Origin of the sequence: Campylobacter lari subsp. concheus (assembly GCF_008245025.1) — a bacterium.
GTDB classification, from domain to species: domain Bacteria; phylum Campylobacterota; class Campylobacteria; order Campylobacterales; family Campylobacteraceae; genus Campylobacter_D; species Campylobacter_D concheus.
This window is the reverse complement of the sequence record NZ_CP043426.1, coordinates 346,296-363,508: the sequence shown is the minus strand read 5'-3', so window position 1 is coordinate 363,508 and position 17,213 is coordinate 346,296. Positions and strand designations below refer to the sequence as shown.

The following is a 17,213-nucleotide window of genomic DNA, read 5'->3' as shown; positions in this document are numbered from 1 at the left end:
GAAGCAAATTTTAATTTTCATTACTAAAATCAGCACTTGCTAGACGTTTAAGTTGTCTATAACGGCGTTGTGCTTCTGCTTTGTTTTTTTCAAATAATTCTTTTGCTTGCTCAGGATTTGATTTTTTCAAAGAATTATAACGCACTTCATTCATTAAAAAGCCTTCATATAAATCCCAATCAGGCTCTTTAGAAGAAATTGTTAAAGGATTTTTACCTTCTGCTTCTAAACGTGGATCATAAATATAAGTTGGCCAATACCCACATTTTGTGGCAAGTTCTGCTTGATTTCCCGAATTTCCAAGTCCGCCTTTAATACCATGAGCTATACAAGGAGAATAAGCAATAATCAAAGAAGGCCCATCATAAGCTTCTGCTGCTATTATTGCTTTTAACAATTGCGCATAATTTGCATTAGAATTTACTTGAGCTACAAAAATATAACCATAAGTCATAGCAATTTGACCTAGATCTTTTTTCTGTACCGGCTTACCTGCTGCAGCAAATTGAGCCACCGAACCTGTTCTTGAAGATTTTGAACTTTGACCTCCGGTATTTGAATAAACTTCAGTATCAAGCACCAAAATATTTACATTTTCACCACTTGCTAAAACATGATCAAGCCCACCATAACCTATATCATAAGCCCAACCATCACCACCAAAAATCCAATGTGATTTTTTACTTAAATAGCTTTTAAGTTCTAAAATATCATTTACAGTTTTAATCTGTTTATTTTCTTCTAGCAATGGCACCAACTTATCTCTTAGCTCTAAAGAAACTTTAGAATCTTCTTTATTTGCAATCCATTCTTTATACAATGCAGAAAGCGCATTAGGAACTTCTTGCATACTTTCATTCATGATTTGCTCAATTTTATGTCTTGTTGTTTCAGTTGCTATTTTCATACCAAGACCAAATTCAGCATTATCTTCAAATAAAGAATTACCCCAAGCTGGTCCATGACCATTTTTATTACTTTTTCTATATGGAGTTGAAGGAGCTGAACCACCATAAATAGAACTACAACCTGTTGCATTAGCAATAATCATTCTTTCACCAAACAATCTAGTGATTAAAGTGATATAAGGAGTTTCCCCACACCCTGGGCATGCCCCATGGAATTCAAATAAAGGTTGAGCAAATTGAATACCTTTTGCATTTTCTCTATTTAAGATATTATCTTTATAGCTTACTTTTTTGAATAAATAATCTGCATTTTCTTGCTCACCATGATCAAGCTCTTCACCTAGTGGAACCATTACTAAAGATTTTTCTTTAGTTGGACACTCATGCACACAAAGCTCACAACCTGTACAATCAAGTGGTGAAACTTGAATTTTGAAATTTAATTTTTGCTCTTTTACACCTTTTGCATTTAAGCTATGTTCTTTTACACCTGCTGGAGCATTTTCTAATTCTTTTTCATCTATTAAAAATGGTCTAATAACCGCATGCGGACATACTGAAGCACATTGATTACACTGAATACAATTAGCTTCTATCCATCTTGGCACCATAACACCAACACCTCTTTTTTCGTACTCAGTAGTACCATGTTCAAAACCACCATCTTCATAACCCAAAAATGCTGAAACTGGCAAATCATCTCCCTTAGCTGCATTCATAGGTTTTGCGATTTTTTCAACAAATTCAGTGCCTTTATAGGCTATAGTTTCTTCTTTAACTTCATCAGCTAAATTTGCCCAAGAAGGATCAATATCAACCTTTACAAGTCCATCTGCACCCACATCAATAGCTTTGTAATTCATCTCAACTATAGCATCACCTTTTTTGCTATATGATTTATAAGCTAATTCTTTCATATATTTTTGTGCATCTTCAAAAGGAATAATGTTAGCAAGCTTGAAAAAAGCCGATTGCATGATTGTATTTGTTCTACTACCTAGTCCTATTTCTCTAGCAAGTTTTGTAGCATTGATAATATAAAAATTAATTTCTTTTTGCGCTAAAACTCTTTTTACTGCATTTGGAATCTTCTTAATAGTTTCTTGTGCACTCCAAATACTATTTAAAAGGAAAGTTCCGCCTTTTCTAATGCCTGCTAAAACATCATAAATTTCTAAATACGCAGCCACTGAACACGCTACAAAATGCGGTGTAGAAACTAAATAAGTTGAGGTAATAGGTTTTTTAGAAAATCTTAAATGGCTTCTTGTATAACCACCTGATTTTTTAGAATCATAAGCAAAATAAGCTTGCGCATAAAAGTCTGTTTTATCCCCTATGATTTTAATAGAATTTTTATTTGCACCTACAGTACCATCAGCACCAAGTCCATAGAATAAACACTCTATAGTACTTTCATCACCTAAAGAAATTTTTTCTCCCACAGGCAATGAAGTAAAAGTCACATCATCATTAATTCCTATGGTAAAACTATCTTTTGGGTTTGCTTGATTTAGATTTTCAAAAACCGCTAGAAGTTGAGCAGGATCAACATCTTTTGAAGAAAGTCCATATCTACCACCAACGATTAAAGGTGCTTTTTCTTTTCCATAATATGCACTTTTTAAATCCAAATAAAGTGGCTCCCCTAAACTTCCTGGCTCTTTAGTTCTATCTAAAACAGCAATTTTTTCAACACTTTGAGGCATTACATCAAATAAATATTTTAAACTAAATGGTCTATATAAATGAACTTTTAAAACCCCTACTTTTTCGCCTTTACCATTTAGATGATCTACAACTTCTTTTAAAGCTTCAGTCACTGAACCCATTGCTACTACAATGCGTGTTGCGTTTTTATCCCCATAATATACAAAAGGCTTGTATTCTCTTCCTGTAATTTTTGAAATTTCTTGCATATATTCATTAACAATGTCGGGAATAGCTTCATAATATTTATTTGCCAACTCTCTTGTTTGAAAATAAATATCATCATTTTGAGCTGTACCTCTTGTTTTTGGATTTTCTGGATTTAGACAGGAATTTCTAAATTCCATCAAAGCTTCACGGTCAAGCAAACGATCAAAATGTGCATAATCCATTACTTCTATTTTTTGAATTTCATGAGAAGTTCTAAAACCATCAAAAAAATGCATAAAAGGTACTCTACCTTTAATAGCTGCTAAGTGCGCAACACCTGCTAAATCCATACTTTCTTGTACAGAATGTGAACAAAGCATAGCAAAACCTGTTTGTCTTGCTGCATAAACATCTTGATGATCGCCAAAAATAGATAGTGCTTGAGAAGCCAAAGCTCTAGCTGCCACATGAATAACCCCAGGTAAAAGCTGACCTGCAATTTTATACATATTTGGTATTTTTAGCAAAAGTCCTTGAGAAGCAGTATAAGTAGTAGTTAAAGCACCAGCTTGTAAAGAACCATGAACTGTCCCTGCTGCCCCTGCCTCACTTTGCATTTCTACAACTTTAACTGGTACTCCAAAAAGATTTTTTTTACCTTGAGAGGCCCATATATCAGTATAATCTGCCATTGGTGAACTTGGAGTAATAGGATAAATTCCAGCAACTTCTGTAAATGCATAAGCTGCATAAGCTGCTGCTTCATTACCATCCATTGTTTTCATTATTTTACTCATCTAATTATCCTTATAATTAAAATAATTACTTAAAATCAATAGCTACTTTATCTTGAATTGTCTTAAACAATGATAAAAAATTTTTATTATTTATGAGTATGGAGTTTGAGTGTGAAATTATCGGATATTTTTTATGTGCTCTATTGCCTCATAAGTATTTTTAAAAAGTGGAATTTTAAATTTAGCTAAACTTTCCTTGCTTTCATAACCACTACTCACTGCTATGGGTTTAATGCCCGCATTGCAAGCTGCTTGGATATCTAAATGAGTATCTCCAATCATAAATGCATTTTCTTTGCTTTTAGATAATTTTTCTAAAGCTAATAAAATAGGCTCAGCATTTGGTTTTGGGTAAGTTACATCATCTCTACCTATAATAACTTTAAAGTATTTTCCTATCCCTAAATGATCTAGCAAAGGTTTGGAAAATTTAGAACTCTTAGTCGTTACAACGGCTAAATCAGCAAATAAACTAGCTTCATATACACTTTCTTCTGCCAAAGAAAGCAAAGAAGTTTGCTCTATATAAATTTTTTGATATACGCTTCTGTAAGCATTAATATACTCACTTGTTTTTTCTTTTGGCACTCCAAGTTCTTCAAAAGCTACATCTAAAGGAAAGCCTATTAAAGCTTTAATGGCCTCATGATCTCTTAAAGGCTCACTAAAAGCTTTAAAAGCAGCATCAAATCCATCTAAAATGGCACTTGTAGAGTCTATCAAAGTACCATCTAAATCAAATAAAATAGTCTTTTTTAGCAAAATTTATTCTTTAATGAAAAATTTTGCTTCCACGCGTCTATTTTGAGCGCGACCTTCTTTAGTGTCATTGCTTGCTTTTGGCTTTTCAAAACCATAGCCTTTAGTTACAATTTTTTCTTTAGCAACGCCTGTTTTTTCGAGTTCTTTTGCAACTGCCTTTGCACGTTCTAATGATAATTTTTGATTATAGGCTTTAGGTCCTGTGCTATCTGTGTGACCTTCTAAAATAGTATAATATTGTGGGTTTTCTTCTAAAACCTTACCTACTTCTTGGATTTTTTGTGCAAATTCAGGGTTTATAGTGATTTGATCAAAACCAAAATGTCCCTCAAGTGCTATTGTTTTTTCACAACCTATATGATCAAGCAAAGCACCTTTTCTTGGTTCTGGACATGATTTATCAACTTGTTTTGTCTGTGGTTTTTCTTCGATTTGTTTAGTTGTAGGCTGAGGAGTTTTTGGAGCTTTATTGCCAAAATAAAAACTCAAACCAACACTAGAAATTAAATTATGATCACCATTATTGAATTTAATTTGATCTCTTGCTTCAAGTCTCAAAGCCAAATCTTCTCCAAGTGCAAATTTAAAACCTGCACCATATTGAGCAAACATACCACTTTTATTCTCATAAGCTCCATGACTTAAATACTCATAGCCTGTTCCCAATAATCCATATAAATATACATGATTAGCTAGATCAATTCCCTTAATAGCATTTACATAAAATCTTGAAACACTAGTATCTGTATGTGTATTATCGTTTGGATTATTATATTTTGCGTTATCATAATACTCTAAGCCAAGCTCGGCTTGATCTATCCATAAATCATTATAATGATAACCAAATCTTAAACCCACTCCACCATAATTTTTAAGATCTAAATTTCCTTCTGGAATTGTGTAGTTGAAAGTTGGAGTGATTTCTATTTTATTAGTATCGAAAGCAAACAAAACACTAGTTAAACCTACCAAAGCCATAATTTTTTTCATAATTCATCCTTTTTTTGATTAATAAATATATTAAATTTTTTTGATTATATAAAAATGAAGATTAAAATAAAATAAGCCCCTTTTGGGTAAGGGGCTTAAATTTACTACAAAAAGGAGGTTTCCCTGATCGGACTTTGAAATTATAAAAGTTTATTATAAATAAAAAATCCTATAATTTTAAACAAAACTAAAATATATGAAAAAATATGATTTTTAAAAAATGAAAGAAAAAATGGATCCAAAAAATGGATCCAAAAAAAGATTAACGTTTAGAGAATTGTGGGCTTCTTCTTGCTTTTCTGCGACCGTATTTTTTACGTTCAACAGTTCTACTATCTCTAGTAAGAAGTCCTTTTGGTTTTAATAATGCTCTAAAATCTGCATCCATAGCAGCTAAAGCTCTTGAAATACCATGTCTTAAAGCTTCAGCTTGAGCGCTATATCCACCACCTAAAGTTGTTGCTTTAATATCCATAGAAGTTTCTTGCTTAGTTACTAATAAAGGCTGAACTACTTTTAATTTTATAGCTTCATGTCCGCCAAGCCAAGTGTTTAAATCCATACCATTAACGATGATTTTACCACTACCAGCTTTTACCCAAACTTTAGCTACAGCGGTTTTTCTTTTACCTGTTGCGTATGTTGTTGCCATGATTATTTTCCTTTATTAGCAATTTGAGCAGTATGAGGATGTTCGCTACCTGCATAAATTTTTAATTTTTTTAGCATAGCTCTACCTAGGTTTGTTTTAGGTAGCATACCACGAACTGCTAATTTATATAATTTAACTGGATTTTTTTCTAATAAATCACCAAATTTTTCACTTTTTACGCTTCCAAAATATCCTGAATGTCTGTGGTATAATTTATCTTCTGCTTTATTTGCACCTGTGAAAACTGCTTTAGAAGCATTGATAATGATTACATAATCTCCACAATCAACATTTGGAGTATAGCAAGGTTTATTTTTACCTCTTAAAATAGTCGCTACTTCTGTTAAAAGACGACCAAAACGCTTTCCTTCAGCGTCTAAAACGATCCATTCGCGTTTTACTTCGTTTGGCTTTGTTATCTTTGTCATCATCTTACCTTTGCCAAAAATTTTTTTAAAAATGTGATTATAATTATTTTAGCTTAATTAATACTTAATTTAAGAATATTTAAAGCTTAAATTCTTTGATTAATTTTTATATATAAAAGCAAAATAGCACATTTTAAGTGAGTTCTTTGTAAAATAACTTTTTATTATATTAAAAATAAGGTTTTATTTTGTTTTCTTTAAAATTTAAAGCTCAAGAATATAGAATTTGCAAGCATTGCTCAGAATTTAATCCTGATAAAGACGCTAAATTTTGTATATTTTGCGGAAAAGAATTATACCATGTTGCAAGACAAAAATTTGATTATATTTATAGTAAAAATCCTGCTATCATGGTTGCTTTTTTAGCAAAAGTTGCCAAAGTAGATAATAAAATCATTACCCAAGATTTATCTAAATTTATATCTTCTTTGCTTGATAAGATAGAAATGTTTTATACTAAAGAGTATAGTGGCTTTAGAAATACTTATGCAAGCATTTTTGAGTATGAGAAAAATCAAGGTAGAAGCATTAGTGAGCTTTGCTCTAACATACGCATAAGCAAAGAAGAGGCGGATTTTCTTATATGTTTATTGCTTGATCTAATATACTATGATAAACAAATGAGTGCAAATGAAAACACCTTAATGGAAAATATCATCATAGGACTTGGGTTAAACCTCATAAGCTTTAGGGAAATAAAAATAAGATATGAACAAATTTATAATTTCACACATGAAAACACTCAGCAAAAACAAGAAAAACACCAAGATGAAATAAAAATCACCCTAGAACAAGCCTATGAAATTTTAAATTCTCATCCAAATGATGATTTTGAAAGTATTAAGAAAAATTATAGAAAACTAGCTAAAGAATACCACTATGATAACCTTCATTCTAAAGAGCTTCCACCTGAACTTTTAAAGATAGCTCAAGAGATGATGAAAAAGATCAACCTAGCCTATGAAATCATAAAACAAGCAAGGGGTGAATGATGCTTATTTGCAAACGTTGTAATATGAAAAATTTAGATGTAGCTAAATTTTGTAAAGAATGTGGAAGTAATGAACTATACGATCCACAAGCAAAAGAAAAACTAGAAAAAGAAAGACAAAGACAAGAAGAATTAAAAAGATTAGAAGAAGAAAGAAAAAAGAAAGTCGAAGAAGAGATAAAAATAGCCCAAGAAGAAAGAGAAAAGAAAGTCAAACAAAGAAAAGAATTTATCACAAAACACAAAAGTAAAATCATAGTTAGTATGATGATTTTGTTTTTGATAGCTTTAGCTAGTGTGTATCAGTATTTCTACGGTGGAAAATATAGCCGAATTTACATAAGCGAACTTGAAAGCAAATGTCACAGCGATGAAGCAAGTTGTAAAATACTCCAAGCTATCTACAAAGAAAAATGTGACAAGGGAGATAGGAAAGCTTGCATAAATGCTTATATACACAAACACAAGGATCTAAGAGCTATCAAAGATAATAATCAATGGAATTTAGTCAATGAAAATAATAAAATTTTAGTTGAAAATGTATTTGATTATACGTGGGATTTTGGTGAAGGTTTGGCTGGTGTTAAACTGAATGGTAAATGGGGTTTTATTGATACAAGTGGAAAAATTGCAATAGAACCTAAATTTGATTTTATCGGAAATTTTTATGAAAAAATGGCAGCTGTTAAACTGAATGGTAAATGGGGTTTTATTGATACAAATGGAAAAATTGCAATAGAACCTAAATTTGATTTTGCTTTGAGTTTTAATGAAGGTTTGGCTCGTGTTAAACTGAATGGTAAATGGGGTTTTATTGATACAAGTGGAAAAATTGCAATAGAACCTAAATTTGATGATGTAAAGTTGGGCTTTATTGAAGGATTAGCGGAAGTTTTACTAAACGGAAAATGGGTATATATTGACAAAAAAGGCAATATTGTACCTAAAGATTAAATAACTTTATAAATTTGTTGAAAGGATAAATAATGAACCCTGAAATTATTAAGCTAGGTGATTTTAAGGAAGGTTTGATAATAATTAGAATGGGAAATAATTATGGTTTTATGAATGAAAATGATGAGATTGTAATAGAACCTATATATGAAGAAGTTTTAGAATTTAGTGAAAATCTTGCTGGTTTTAAACTAAATGGAAGATGGGGTTTTATAGATAAAAACGGAAATCGATTAGTAGAAGCAAAATATGATGTAGTCAGCAATTTTAATCGAGGTTTATCAAGAGTTGTATTAAATAACAAATGTGGTTTAATAAACACTAATGATAAAGTTGTTGCAAAATTAATCTATGATTGGATTGATGACTTTAGTGAGGGGTTTGCAATAATCATACTAAATGAAAAGTATGGCTTTATAGATGAAAATGGAAATCAATTAGTAGACCCTAAATTTGATTATGCTTCTAGTTTCAACAATGGTTTAGCTGAAGTTAAACTAAATGGAGAATATGGGCTTTTAGATAGAAATGGAAATTTTGATAGTAGAACCTAATATTTAACAAAATAGATTATTAAACCTCCACTATCTCCACTTTATCCTTTAAAACATACACCAAAAAAGCCTTAGTGGAAGTCTTGGCTAAGATTTTTTCTATGGCTTCTTTATAAAGCAAAACTTGCTTTTTATGCTCGTTTAAATTTAAACCTGTTTTATAGTCTATAATGATAGCTTCATTATCATCAAATGCAAGCATATCAAGCTGTTTTTGCTCGCCTTTATAAGTGATGATTTGCTCTTTTAGTAGCTTTTTACCCACTAAAAGCGCGTTAAAGCTCTCATCTTTTAAAAGCATAGTAAGTCTTTTAAAAAGCTCATTAAAACCCTCATCATCTAAGCAAAAACGATATTTTTTATACACCATTTGCTTGCAAAATTCAAAATTGCTTTTAGTGTTAAAATCAAAATATTGTAAAAACTCATGTAAAGCTAAGCCAAAATGTATTTGCTCACTTGCAAAATAGTTTTTGACTTTAACTTCTTGCAAATTTACATTTTGAAACTCTTCAAAGCTTTCTATTTGCTCCAAATTTTCCAAAGGCTCATTTGTTTTTGAAAGTTGTTCTTCTAAAATGCCTATTTGCTTTTCTTCATAATCTTTAAAATATCCTTTAAAACCCTTATAATTTTCATCATTTTTTATAACAAAAAGAGAATTTTTAGCTCTAGTAAGTGCTACATATAGACAATTTATCTCATCTTCTGTTTGAAGTTTTTTGCGTTTGTCTAAAAAGGCATTATAGTTATCATCTTCAAGGTATTCTCTAGCACTATGTCTGTATTTTATTTCCCAACCTTGCTCTAAATCATACTCAAACATTAAAGTATCGGTATCTGGAACTTTTTTGCTAAGTCTATCAAGCACGATTAAATTTTCAAATTCAAGCCCCTTAGACTTATGTACGGTCATAATACTAACTCCATCATTTTGTGCTTGCAAAGAACTTAATTTACAAGGACTATATAAAAAATCAAAAAAATTATCAAAAGTACTTGCATGCTCTAAATAGGCGATAAGATTAACATCGCTTAGATCAAGCTTTAAATAATCAATCAAGTATTTTAAAATTTCACCTACACTGCGGTTTAGATCAAGCTCAAGATAGCTAAGTTCTTTTTTTAAAATATCATTTACAAAATACAAACTAAACTCATCTTTAAGCACACAAGCCTTTGCATACTCAAAAAGCACTCTTACGCTAATACAATCTAATAAAGGAACATTACTTTGCGTATAAGCTTTAACGCCATTTTCTTCAAGAAATTCTTGGATCAAAGTAGCGTCTTTATTAACCCATACTAAAATGCAAATATCATCAAGCTTAATGCCTTTTTCTAAAAGTCTATGGATGATTTTTAAAGCTTCTTTAGCACTTGCTTCATAAACAGAACTATCTTTACTAGGAATATGATTTTGTAAAATTTCTACATACCCGCCTTCTTTAACGCTTTTTTGCAAAGTAAAGCTAGGATTTAAAAAGCTATCAAAGAATTTATCTTTAAAAGTATCATTAACATAATCAACAATGATCTTTTTACTACGATAATTAGTATCTAAATGCTCTAGTTTAATTTGTGGAAAGTCTTTTAAAAGCTTATCAAAAAGTTCTTTTTTACCCCCTCTAAAACCATATATACTCTGTTTTTTATCGCCTACATAAAAAAAACTTCTGTTTTTTTTCACACCCTCACCTGAAACAAGTTCGGCGATAATAGGCTTTAAAATTTGATATTGCAAGACATTAGTATCTTGAAATTCATCGATTAATAAATGAGAAATATAACCATCAAGTCTAAAATAAATCAAATCTTTATTAGCCTCATCACTAATTAATTCATAAGTTTTTAAGGCTATATCTGAAAAAGTTAATGCATTTTGCTTGGTATTGCTTTCATTTCTTGCTTTTTTAAAATGCGCCAAAAGCTTTGCAAGCATACTTATGCGGTAATTTTCCATTTGATTAAAATATTCTTTTGCATTTTGTATAAGCTCTGCTCTTTTTTGTAAAAATTCATTATCAATGACTTTGGTAAAATAATTTTTATCTAAATTACTAATAATAGGCTTAGCGAAAAAATCTTCCATTCTTTCAAAATTAAAATTTGAAAGATAATTTTTATTTGTGCTTAAATTTTTTGCATAAGCTATAAACTCATCAATATTTTTTTCTAAGGCAGCCTTGCTTGGAAGGTAAGCTTTTGGATTTGGCTTAACGTCACAATGCTTTATATATAAATTTTCAAGGTTTTGCAAAAAGTCGCTTTTGCTTTTTGTTTGGATGATGTAATACGCTAGACTTTTCAGCTCTTCTTCGTTTAATTTAGCGATGAAATTTTTATAGCTATCTTGACTTTCTATGATCTCAAAATCACTCATAAAACCTAAATTTAAAGCAAAAGAACGAATAATTTGTGAAAAAAAACTATCAAAGGTATAGATATTAAGCTTAGATCTTAAAAATTCGTTTTTACGCTTTTGTCTTAAATCTACAAGCTCTTCTTTACTTTTACCTAGCATTCTCATAAGCTCATTACATTCTGCTTTATTTTCTCCGTTTTCAATCACATCAAATTCTAAAAAGGTTTTAAAAATCCTTTCTTTCATCTCGCTCGTGGTTTTATTGGTAAAAGTAAGAGCTAAAATTTCATTAATCTTAGCTCCCATTAACACCAAAGCTACAAAACGCACGCTTAATGCAAAAGTTTTTCCACTTCCTGCACTAGCTTCTAAGGCCAAAAAAGGTTCAAAATTACAACTCAAAGCTTAAACTCCTTTTTATAAAGCATAGTATAAGGACTATAGGTATTATCATTTCTTTGATTAGTAAATTCTTTTTCTAAAGGATCTTTTGCAAGCTCATTAAGCATGTCTTTAAGCTCTTGCACCTTTTCACTTTCAGTATTTTCATAAATGATTTTCATATTTTTTAAATCATAAAAACAAGCATTTATATTTTCTAAAGGGTATGTATCCTCTAATAAAAACTTATAAAAGGCAAGCTGGTAAGTTTTTTCATCTATTTTCCCAGTTTTATAATCTATGACTAATTTTTCATCTTCATTTTCATCTAATCTATCTAAACGTCCAAAAATAGTAATTTTAACTCCATTTTCAGCGATAAAATCTTTTTTTTGTGAAAATTCACAATCTCTTACCATAAAGCCTTGTTCAAAATGCTCATTTTCAAGCACCTGAAATTCTTTAAACATTGCTTGCATTAAAGCTAAATTTAAAGCATCGATTTTGTAATCTTTCAAATTTTTTACAATATCCATAAATTTTTCATAGTCAAAATATTTTGCTTTTTTGTTTTGTTTATAGTATTTTTCTAAAGCTTTATGAATAAAACTTCCTAGTTCATTTGCTCTAAGAGTATCTTCTAATTCTTTTGGTTCTTTTAGTCCTAAGACATATTTATAATAATAATCTAAGCCATAATTTATCAAAAGGTGAAATCTCGTAAAAGTAAGCTCTTTGCTAAAATAATCATGCTTAGCCATTATATGTGTAATTGGCTCAAGGTTAAAATCGCACTTGTGTGTTTGAAAGTATTTTATATAAGCATTGTCACTGTATGTTCTATCTTCTATGAGTGAAAATTCAAGCTCACTTAAAAATCTTGACTTGATTTTTTCTTCATTTTCCACATAAGAAATTCCTACTAATTTTGCCTTGGTTATTAGGGTGTAATAATAATGTCTTTGTAAATTTTCTCTTTGAGCATGAGTAATAAGTCCTGCTTTTTTTCGAATTTCATTATTTAAAAATAACTCACTTGAAACCCTTTTAGGGATAAACTCATCATTAAAATCAACAATAATCACTCCATCAAAACTAAGCCCCCTACTTTCTAAAAGCCCCATTACAGTAACTTCACCACCGCCAACACTGCTTAGTTTTTTATTGTCAATTTGCATGAAAAATAGCTCTAAAATTTGCTTAAAACTTAAAGTATGTGTTTTTATAAGTTCTTTGATAAAAGTAAGCTCTTGATAGATATAATCTTGCAATTCTTGATTGTTAATATCTTCTAGCAAATTATAGATGAAGTTTTCAAAAAAATCAAAAGAAATATTTTCATCAAAAAGCTTTTTAAACTCTATAAAATCAATACCAGAAGGATAAAAATGCAAATTACATAGGTGCTTGTTTAGCTTTTGCCTATTAAAAAAATCTTCACTAAGCTCATACTCAAACTCATCATCTTTGGCACTTTCATATAAAGTCTTTAATCTATGATAAAAAAGCGTATGTTTGATACTTTCTCCATTGGCATAGTTTAATACATTATTTTTATCATAAAGTCTTAAAATATCTACAAAATTCTCATCAGGGGTAATCACTGCAATATCTTTTGCACTAATACCAGCTTTTAAAAAGCTGTTAATTTTTTCAAAAACAAAAGCAGCTTGCAAAGACCGTAAATTAAAACTTTTATAAGTGATTTTATTTTCTTGCACAAAAAGACACTCTTGTAATATTTGTGCTTGGTTTACATCATATAAATACGCATGATTTTCCTTAAGAGAAAACCCTTGTAAAAAGCTAATAGAACTTAAAAAATCTTTATTAAATTTAGTACAATTAAATTGCACTTTAAGAGGAAGTATTTCCTTAATTTTTAACAAAAGCTCTACTTCAAAAGCATTTAAAAAACCTTGAAAATCAAAAATAATTTCATCATAATTTTTTAAAAAATCATTATTAATTTCATAATCTAACGCTAAAGAAATATCATCATATAAATTTTGTTCATTTAATAGGGTAAGATAATTTTTAAAAAGCTCTTCTAAAATTTGTAAATGCTCATCATACTGAGCATAAGCGTCATAATGTTTTAAAGCACTAATATCCTTTTTCTCCAAACTAAGTTCTTTAAAAAAACTAAATAAATAAGCATTGTTTTTTAAAAATGCAAAAAAATTACTCGGTATTTTTAAACTTTGTTCTAAATTTTTAGTTTGTTCACAAGCCTTTTTCATCAAAAGCAAACACTCATAATGAGTTGCTTGAAAATGTGGAGAAAAAACTAATTTTTGCATAAATTCAGCTATACTCATAGCCGGATCTACCAAAGTATCTATTTGTAGTTTTTTCTCATAATATTTTCTTAAAGCTCTTAGTGAGCTAAAAACAAAAAGCTTCATTATTTAGTCTGTAAAAAGAATTTAAAAAATCCTACGCTATTTTCATCTTGAGTGATTTTTAAAAGTATTTGCCATACGCCTTTTTCTTTGATATTAAAATCAAACACCAAATCACTTCCTTCTAATCTTGCTTGTAAATTCTCATCATTTATATTTGTATGTGGACGCGAAAGTAAGGTTTGAATTTGAAGTTCATTTAAGTCATAATCTTTTAAATTTTCAATTGCAATCCTAAGTTCATTTTGCCCTTCATTAATATAATAAACTTGATTTTTCTTATGCATAAAGCTTTCTTTATCTTTAATGCTTAATTTAAAATTTTCATCAAAAGTCTTTTGTCTATTTTGAATTTCATTATAATTTAACTCTACATTTTGATAAGAATCAAAATAAAAATTATCTTCATATACAGGTGCTTTGCTTGCGATAAAAATCGTTACAATACAAGCTACAACAATAAGCCCTAAAGAAATCAAAATGCCATAAGGCCAAAATGTTTTTTGATTTTGCATTTATCTTCTCCTTTTGATTTTTCTTTGAACTAGCATCAAAATTGCAACACATAAAAAGCCATAAATTAAAATTCTCATGATATTTAAAGTATCACGATTTGAATTTCCATAAAAAGGTTTTATATTAAAATGATTTGCCACTTGATCAGCAATATCTGCATAACCATTTAAAATAGCAGCATTATAAATGTCTTTTTGTTTAGGATTTGCAAGTATAGGCAAAATCGTTCCTTTTTCAGGGTAAGGACTCAAAACACCCTCTTTATCAAAAAAAGCTAAAGCATCATCACTTGCAAGTATATCCACCTTATGTGAAGCTTTAGAAAATACAAGTAAAATATACGGCTTGCTCAAATTAGCTTCATAGCTCTTTAAACTTTCAAAATCTTTTTTATCACTTAATGCCAAAGCGATATTTACTCCGGTTAACTCACGAATTTGCTTAGAGCTTGAAGTAATATTTTGTTCTATTGCAGTATTTAAGATATTGTCATTTAATAGTATTTCAGCATGTAAGAAATTAGCAAAGCAAATAAAAACGGCGGTTAAAAAACCGCCTTTAAATATATTTTTCATCCTATAAAAAGGTGATTTACAGTTAAAACTGACCAAGCAGTAACTCCTGCTGCTACAACCAAGCCAGCTATGATTAAGTATTCAAGAACTTTTGCCATAATCATTCCTTTATGATGATATGTTCTTCTCTTTTGGAGTCAAACATTTTAATTTGCTCTGTATTTTCTATTTTGTAAGGTTTTTGCATAACATCTTGTTGTGTTTTAAGACCCCAAACAGTAAGTCCAGCTAGAATCGATAGCAATAAAACAGTTGCTATTAACATTCCACTAACACCCGAAAGTGAAAATACACATCTATTTGAATTTTCCATTATTCACCCCTTGAAAGAGAAATTGCATATTCGCCAACTGCTTCTTTTTGAAGCTCATTTAATAAACCATTATTAAAATGAGGCATTACACCTATGCTACCTGCTTTACCACGATTTAAAACATCTACTACAAACTCAGCACTACCATATTTTGTCAAATCCGGAGCTACTAATTGCCCATCAATAGTTCCTTTTCCATCTTCACCATGGCACACTGTACAAGTTGCAAAAAGTTCTTTTCCTTTTGCTACAAGTTGCGGATTTTCAGTTTTTTTAATTGCTGAAATTTCAGAAGCAACATAAGCAGCAATTGCAGGGATATCAGCCTCATCTATGCCATTATCAGCTGCACTTAACATTTCACCCATAGGATAATTCATGCCCTTAGAACCTTTAGTAATTACTTCTATAAGTCCTTCTTCTGAACCCCAAATGTTAAGATTTTGTGCTTTTCCATTAATACCATCACCTGTAATACCATGACAAGAAGAACATTGAACTAGAAAAATATTCTTACCCATTTCTTGTTTATCTTGTGCACTTAAATTTGCAAATTTTTGTGCAAATTTTTCATTATGTGCTTGTACTTCTTTATTATACTCACCAATTTGAGAATAACTATTTAAAGGATATCCCCAAAGAAAATACCATATACACCATACTATAGCTAAGAAAAACACTACAGCCCAACCAAGTGGTATAGGATTTTTAAACTCACCTATACCATCCCAACTATGCTCGCTTAGCTCACCTTGGCTCTTTTCTTCTTTCATACTTTTAAACAATTTTCCTACCACAACAAGCGTAATTAGTATGATAAGAATTGCTCCAATAAAAGATAATAAATTAACATTATCTTGTAAATTCAACCATTGCATTAAGCACTCCTTTTATTTTGCTCTAAAACACGATCGCTGATTTCATCATGCAATGCCAAATCAGCATATTTTTCATAGTTTCTTCTACCTGTTTTTTCAGATCTATACAAATGAAACCAATAAGAATACAAAACTACCACTAAAAATACTACAAGAGCAAAAAAACCATAAGCTTGTAGCTCTCTTATTAGTTCTAAATCCATAGTTTTTCCTATTTTAAGCTGTTAAGATACGCAATCAAAGCTACAATCTCTCTAATTTCACCTCTAGCAAACGCATCTTTAACATCTTGATTTTTCATTTGATCTACTATAGCTTGAGCTTCTGCTTTAACTTCTGCTTGAGCTTCTTCCCAAGTACCTAGTTTTGTACCATTTTCAGTATCATAAGGTACATTGAAAACTTTTTTTACAGTTAGTGCTTCTGCATAAGCTGTTTCTATATTTGCATTATTGCTAAACATATGTTTATAAGCTGGCATAATAGAACCAGGAACAACTGAAACTGGATCCCACATGTGATTTTCATGCCAATCTGTTGTTCTAAAATTACCTATACGCAATAAATCAGGTCCTGTTCTTTTTGAACCCCATAAAAATGGTCTATCATAAGCATATTCACCACTAACTGAATACATACCATAACGATCTGTTTCTGATTTAAAAGGACGAATAAGTTGTGAATGACATGCATTACAACTTTCTTTAATATAAGCATGACGTCCTGCAAGTTGTAAAACTGTATAAGGTTTTTTACCTTCAATTGGTCTTGCATTCTGAGCAAAATCAGGTAAAACTTCTACAATACCTGCATATGCAATCACTATAAATACTGCCACAGCAAAAAAGAATGGATTTTTTTCTAACCAACTAAACATATTTTTC

17 protein-coding genes and 1 pseudogene are annotated in these 17,213 nt (G+C 30.2%); 4 read left to right on the top strand and 14 right to left on the bottom strand.

Annotation, left to right across the window (positions count from 1 at the left end):
* Positions 1-10: 10 nt before the first annotated feature.
* From nifJ to rplM, 5 genes are all read right to left on the bottom strand, one after another.
* On the bottom strand, positions 11-3,565 hold the full coding sequence (gene nifJ, locus CLCT_RS01935; protein WP_149062097.1) for a pyruvate:ferredoxin (flavodoxin) oxidoreductase: 3,555 nt from the start codon (positions 3,563-3,565) through the stop codon (positions 11-13).
* Between the two features lie 117 nt (positions 3,566-3,682).
* A complete protein-coding gene (locus CLCT_RS01930; RefSeq protein ID WP_149062096.1) occupies positions 3,683-4,327 on the bottom strand; it encodes an HAD family hydrolase in 645 nt (214 codons plus the stop codon).
* A 3-nt stretch (positions 4,328-4,330) separates the two neighbouring features.
* The gene (locus CLCT_RS01925; protein ID WP_149062095.1) at positions 4,331-5,317 is read right to left on the bottom strand and encodes an OmpA family protein; all 987 of its coding nucleotides are present in this window, start codon (positions 5,315-5,317) and stop codon (positions 4,331-4,333) included.
* A 262-nt stretch (positions 5,318-5,579) separates the two neighbouring features.
* Positions 5,580-5,969: a 30S ribosomal protein S9 gene (gene rpsI / locus CLCT_RS01920; protein ID WP_039617655.1), complete on the bottom strand. Its 390-nt coding sequence runs from the start codon at positions 5,967-5,969 to the stop codon at positions 5,580-5,582.
* 2 nt (positions 5,970-5,971) lie between these two features.
* Positions 5,972-6,397, bottom strand: a complete 426-nt coding sequence (gene rplM, locus CLCT_RS01915; protein ID WP_039617653.1) for a 50S ribosomal protein L13 — start codon at positions 6,395-6,397, stop codon at positions 5,972-5,974.
* 188 nt (positions 6,398-6,585) lie between these two features.
* Here rplM and CLCT_RS01910 point away from each other — a divergent pair, with 188 nt between their 5' ends.
* From CLCT_RS01910 to CLCT_RS01900, 4 genes and pseudogenes are all read left to right on the top strand, one after another.
* Positions 6,586-7,389, top strand: a complete 804-nt coding sequence (locus CLCT_RS01910) for a DnaJ domain-containing protein (protein WP_149062094.1) — start codon at positions 6,586-6,588, stop codon at positions 7,387-7,389.
* Positions 7,389-8,048, top strand: a pseudogene (locus CLCT_RS01905) (WG repeat-containing protein); the annotation flags it as partial. The gene CLCT_RS01910 and the pseudogene CLCT_RS01905, both read left to right, overlap by 1 nt.
* Before the next feature lie 15 nt (positions 8,049-8,063).
* Positions 8,064-8,342, top strand: a complete 279-nt coding sequence (locus CLCT_RS07815; RefSeq protein WP_371819448.1) for a WG repeat-containing protein — start codon at positions 8,064-8,066, stop codon at positions 8,340-8,342.
* 32 nt (positions 8,343-8,374) lie between these two features.
* Positions 8,375-8,896 (top strand): WG repeat-containing protein, encoded by a 522-nt coding sequence (locus tag CLCT_RS01900; RefSeq protein ID WP_039668079.1) that lies wholly within the window; start codon positions 8,375-8,377, stop codon positions 8,894-8,896.
* Positions 8,897-8,915: 19 nt separating this feature from the next.
* On the opposite strand, the gene CLCT_RS01895 is transcribed toward CLCT_RS01900, so the two are convergent.
* From CLCT_RS01895 to ccoO, 9 genes are read right to left on the bottom strand one after another with little or no spacing between them, the layout of a single operon-like run.
* On the bottom strand, positions 8,916-11,663 hold the full coding sequence (locus CLCT_RS01895; RefSeq protein WP_149062092.1) for a RecB-like helicase: 2,748 nt from the start codon (positions 11,661-11,663) through the stop codon (positions 8,916-8,918).
* The gene (locus CLCT_RS01890) at positions 11,660-14,050 is read right to left on the bottom strand and encodes a PD-(D/E)XK nuclease family protein (RefSeq protein ID WP_149062091.1); all 2,391 of its coding nucleotides are present in this window, start codon (positions 14,048-14,050) and stop codon (positions 11,660-11,662) included. The genes CLCT_RS01895 and CLCT_RS01890 overlap by 4 nt, the downstream gene beginning before the upstream one ends.
* Positions 14,050-14,562: a FixH family protein gene (locus tag CLCT_RS01885; protein ID WP_149062090.1), complete on the bottom strand. Its 513-nt coding sequence runs from the start codon at positions 14,560-14,562 to the stop codon at positions 14,050-14,052. Before CLCT_RS01885 ends, CLCT_RS01890 begins: the two co-directional genes overlap by 1 nt.
* Complete coding sequence (locus CLCT_RS01880; protein ID WP_149062089.1) at positions 14,563-15,138, bottom strand: hypothetical protein; 576 nt, start codon at positions 15,136-15,138, stop codon at positions 14,563-14,565.
* A complete protein-coding gene (locus tag CLCT_RS01875; protein ID WP_149062088.1) occupies positions 15,135-15,236 on the bottom strand; it encodes a hypothetical protein in 102 nt (33 codons plus the stop codon). Before CLCT_RS01875 ends, CLCT_RS01880 begins: the two co-directional genes overlap by 4 nt.
* A 2-nt stretch (positions 15,237-15,238) precedes the next feature.
* Entirely contained in the window at positions 15,239-15,451 is a 213-nt protein-coding gene (locus tag CLCT_RS01870; protein WP_039668074.1) for a DUF4006 family protein, read from the bottom strand.
* Positions 15,451-16,329 (bottom strand): cytochrome-c oxidase, cbb3-type subunit III, encoded by an 879-nt coding sequence (gene ccoP / locus CLCT_RS01865; RefSeq protein ID WP_039668073.1) that lies wholly within the window; start codon positions 16,327-16,329, stop codon positions 15,451-15,453. The genes CLCT_RS01870 and ccoP overlap by 1 nt, the downstream gene beginning before the upstream one ends.
* A complete protein-coding gene (locus CLCT_RS01860) occupies positions 16,329-16,532 on the bottom strand; it encodes a cytochrome c oxidase, cbb3-type, CcoQ subunit (RefSeq protein ID WP_039617636.1) in 204 nt (67 codons plus the stop codon). The genes ccoP and CLCT_RS01860 overlap by 1 nt, the downstream gene beginning before the upstream one ends.
* An 8-nt stretch (positions 16,533-16,540) precedes the next feature.
* A complete protein-coding gene (ccoO, locus tag CLCT_RS01855) occupies positions 16,541-17,206 on the bottom strand; it encodes a cytochrome-c oxidase, cbb3-type subunit II (RefSeq protein ID WP_149062087.1) in 666 nt (221 codons plus the stop codon).
* Between the last annotated feature and the right edge of the window lie 7 nt (positions 17,207-17,213).

What these genes read in the sequence shown, in the direction of transcription:
- nifJ (WP_149062097.1), bottom strand. Translation starts at nt 3,565, where the DNA reads ATGAGTAAAATAATGAAAACAATGGATGGTAATGAAGCAGCAGCTTAT.
- CLCT_RS01925 (WP_149062095.1), bottom strand. Translation starts at nt 5,317, where the DNA reads ATGAAAAAAATTATGGCTTTGGTAGGTTTAACTAGTGTTTTGTTTGCT.
- rpsI (WP_039617655.1), bottom strand. Translation starts at nt 5,969, where the DNA reads ATGGCAACAACATACGCAACAGGTAAAAGAAAAACCGCTGTAGCTAAA.
- rplM (WP_039617653.1), bottom strand. Translation starts at nt 6,397, where the DNA reads ATGACAAAGATAACAAAGCCAAACGAAGTAAAACGCGAATGGATCGTT.
- CLCT_RS07815 (WP_371819448.1), top strand. Translation starts at nt 8,064, where the DNA reads ATGGCAGCTGTTAAACTGAATGGTAAATGGGGTTTTATTGATACAAAT.
- CLCT_RS01900 (WP_039668079.1), top strand. Translation starts at nt 8,375, where the DNA reads ATGAACCCTGAAATTATTAAGCTAGGTGATTTTAAGGAAGGTTTGATA.
- CLCT_RS01890 (WP_149062091.1), bottom strand. Translation starts at nt 14,050, where the DNA reads ATGAAGCTTTTTGTTTTTAGCTCACTAAGAGCTTTAAGAAAATATTAT.
- CLCT_RS01885 (WP_149062090.1), bottom strand. Translation starts at nt 14,562, where the DNA reads ATGCAAAATCAAAAAACATTTTGGCCTTATGGCATTTTGATTTCTTTA.
- CLCT_RS01880 (WP_149062089.1), bottom strand. Translation starts at nt 15,138, where the DNA reads ATGAAAAATATATTTAAAGGCGGTTTTTTAACCGCCGTTTTTATTTGC.
- CLCT_RS01875 (WP_149062088.1), bottom strand. Translation starts at nt 15,236, where the DNA reads ATGGCAAAAGTTCTTGAATACTTAATCATAGCTGGCTTGGTTGTAGCA.
- CLCT_RS01870 (WP_039668074.1), bottom strand. Translation starts at nt 15,451, where the DNA reads ATGGAAAATTCAAATAGATGTGTATTTTCACTTTCGGGTGTTAGTGGA.
- ccoP (WP_039668073.1), bottom strand. Translation starts at nt 16,329, where the DNA reads ATGCAATGGTTGAATTTACAAGATAATGTTAATTTATTATCTTTTATT.
- CLCT_RS01860 (WP_039617636.1), bottom strand. Translation starts at nt 16,532, where the DNA reads ATGGATTTAGAACTAATAAGAGAGCTACAAGCTTATGGTTTTTTTGCT.
- ccoO (WP_149062087.1), bottom strand. Translation starts at nt 17,206, where the DNA reads ATGTTTAGTTGGTTAGAAAAAAATCCATTCTTTTTTGCTGTGGCAGTA.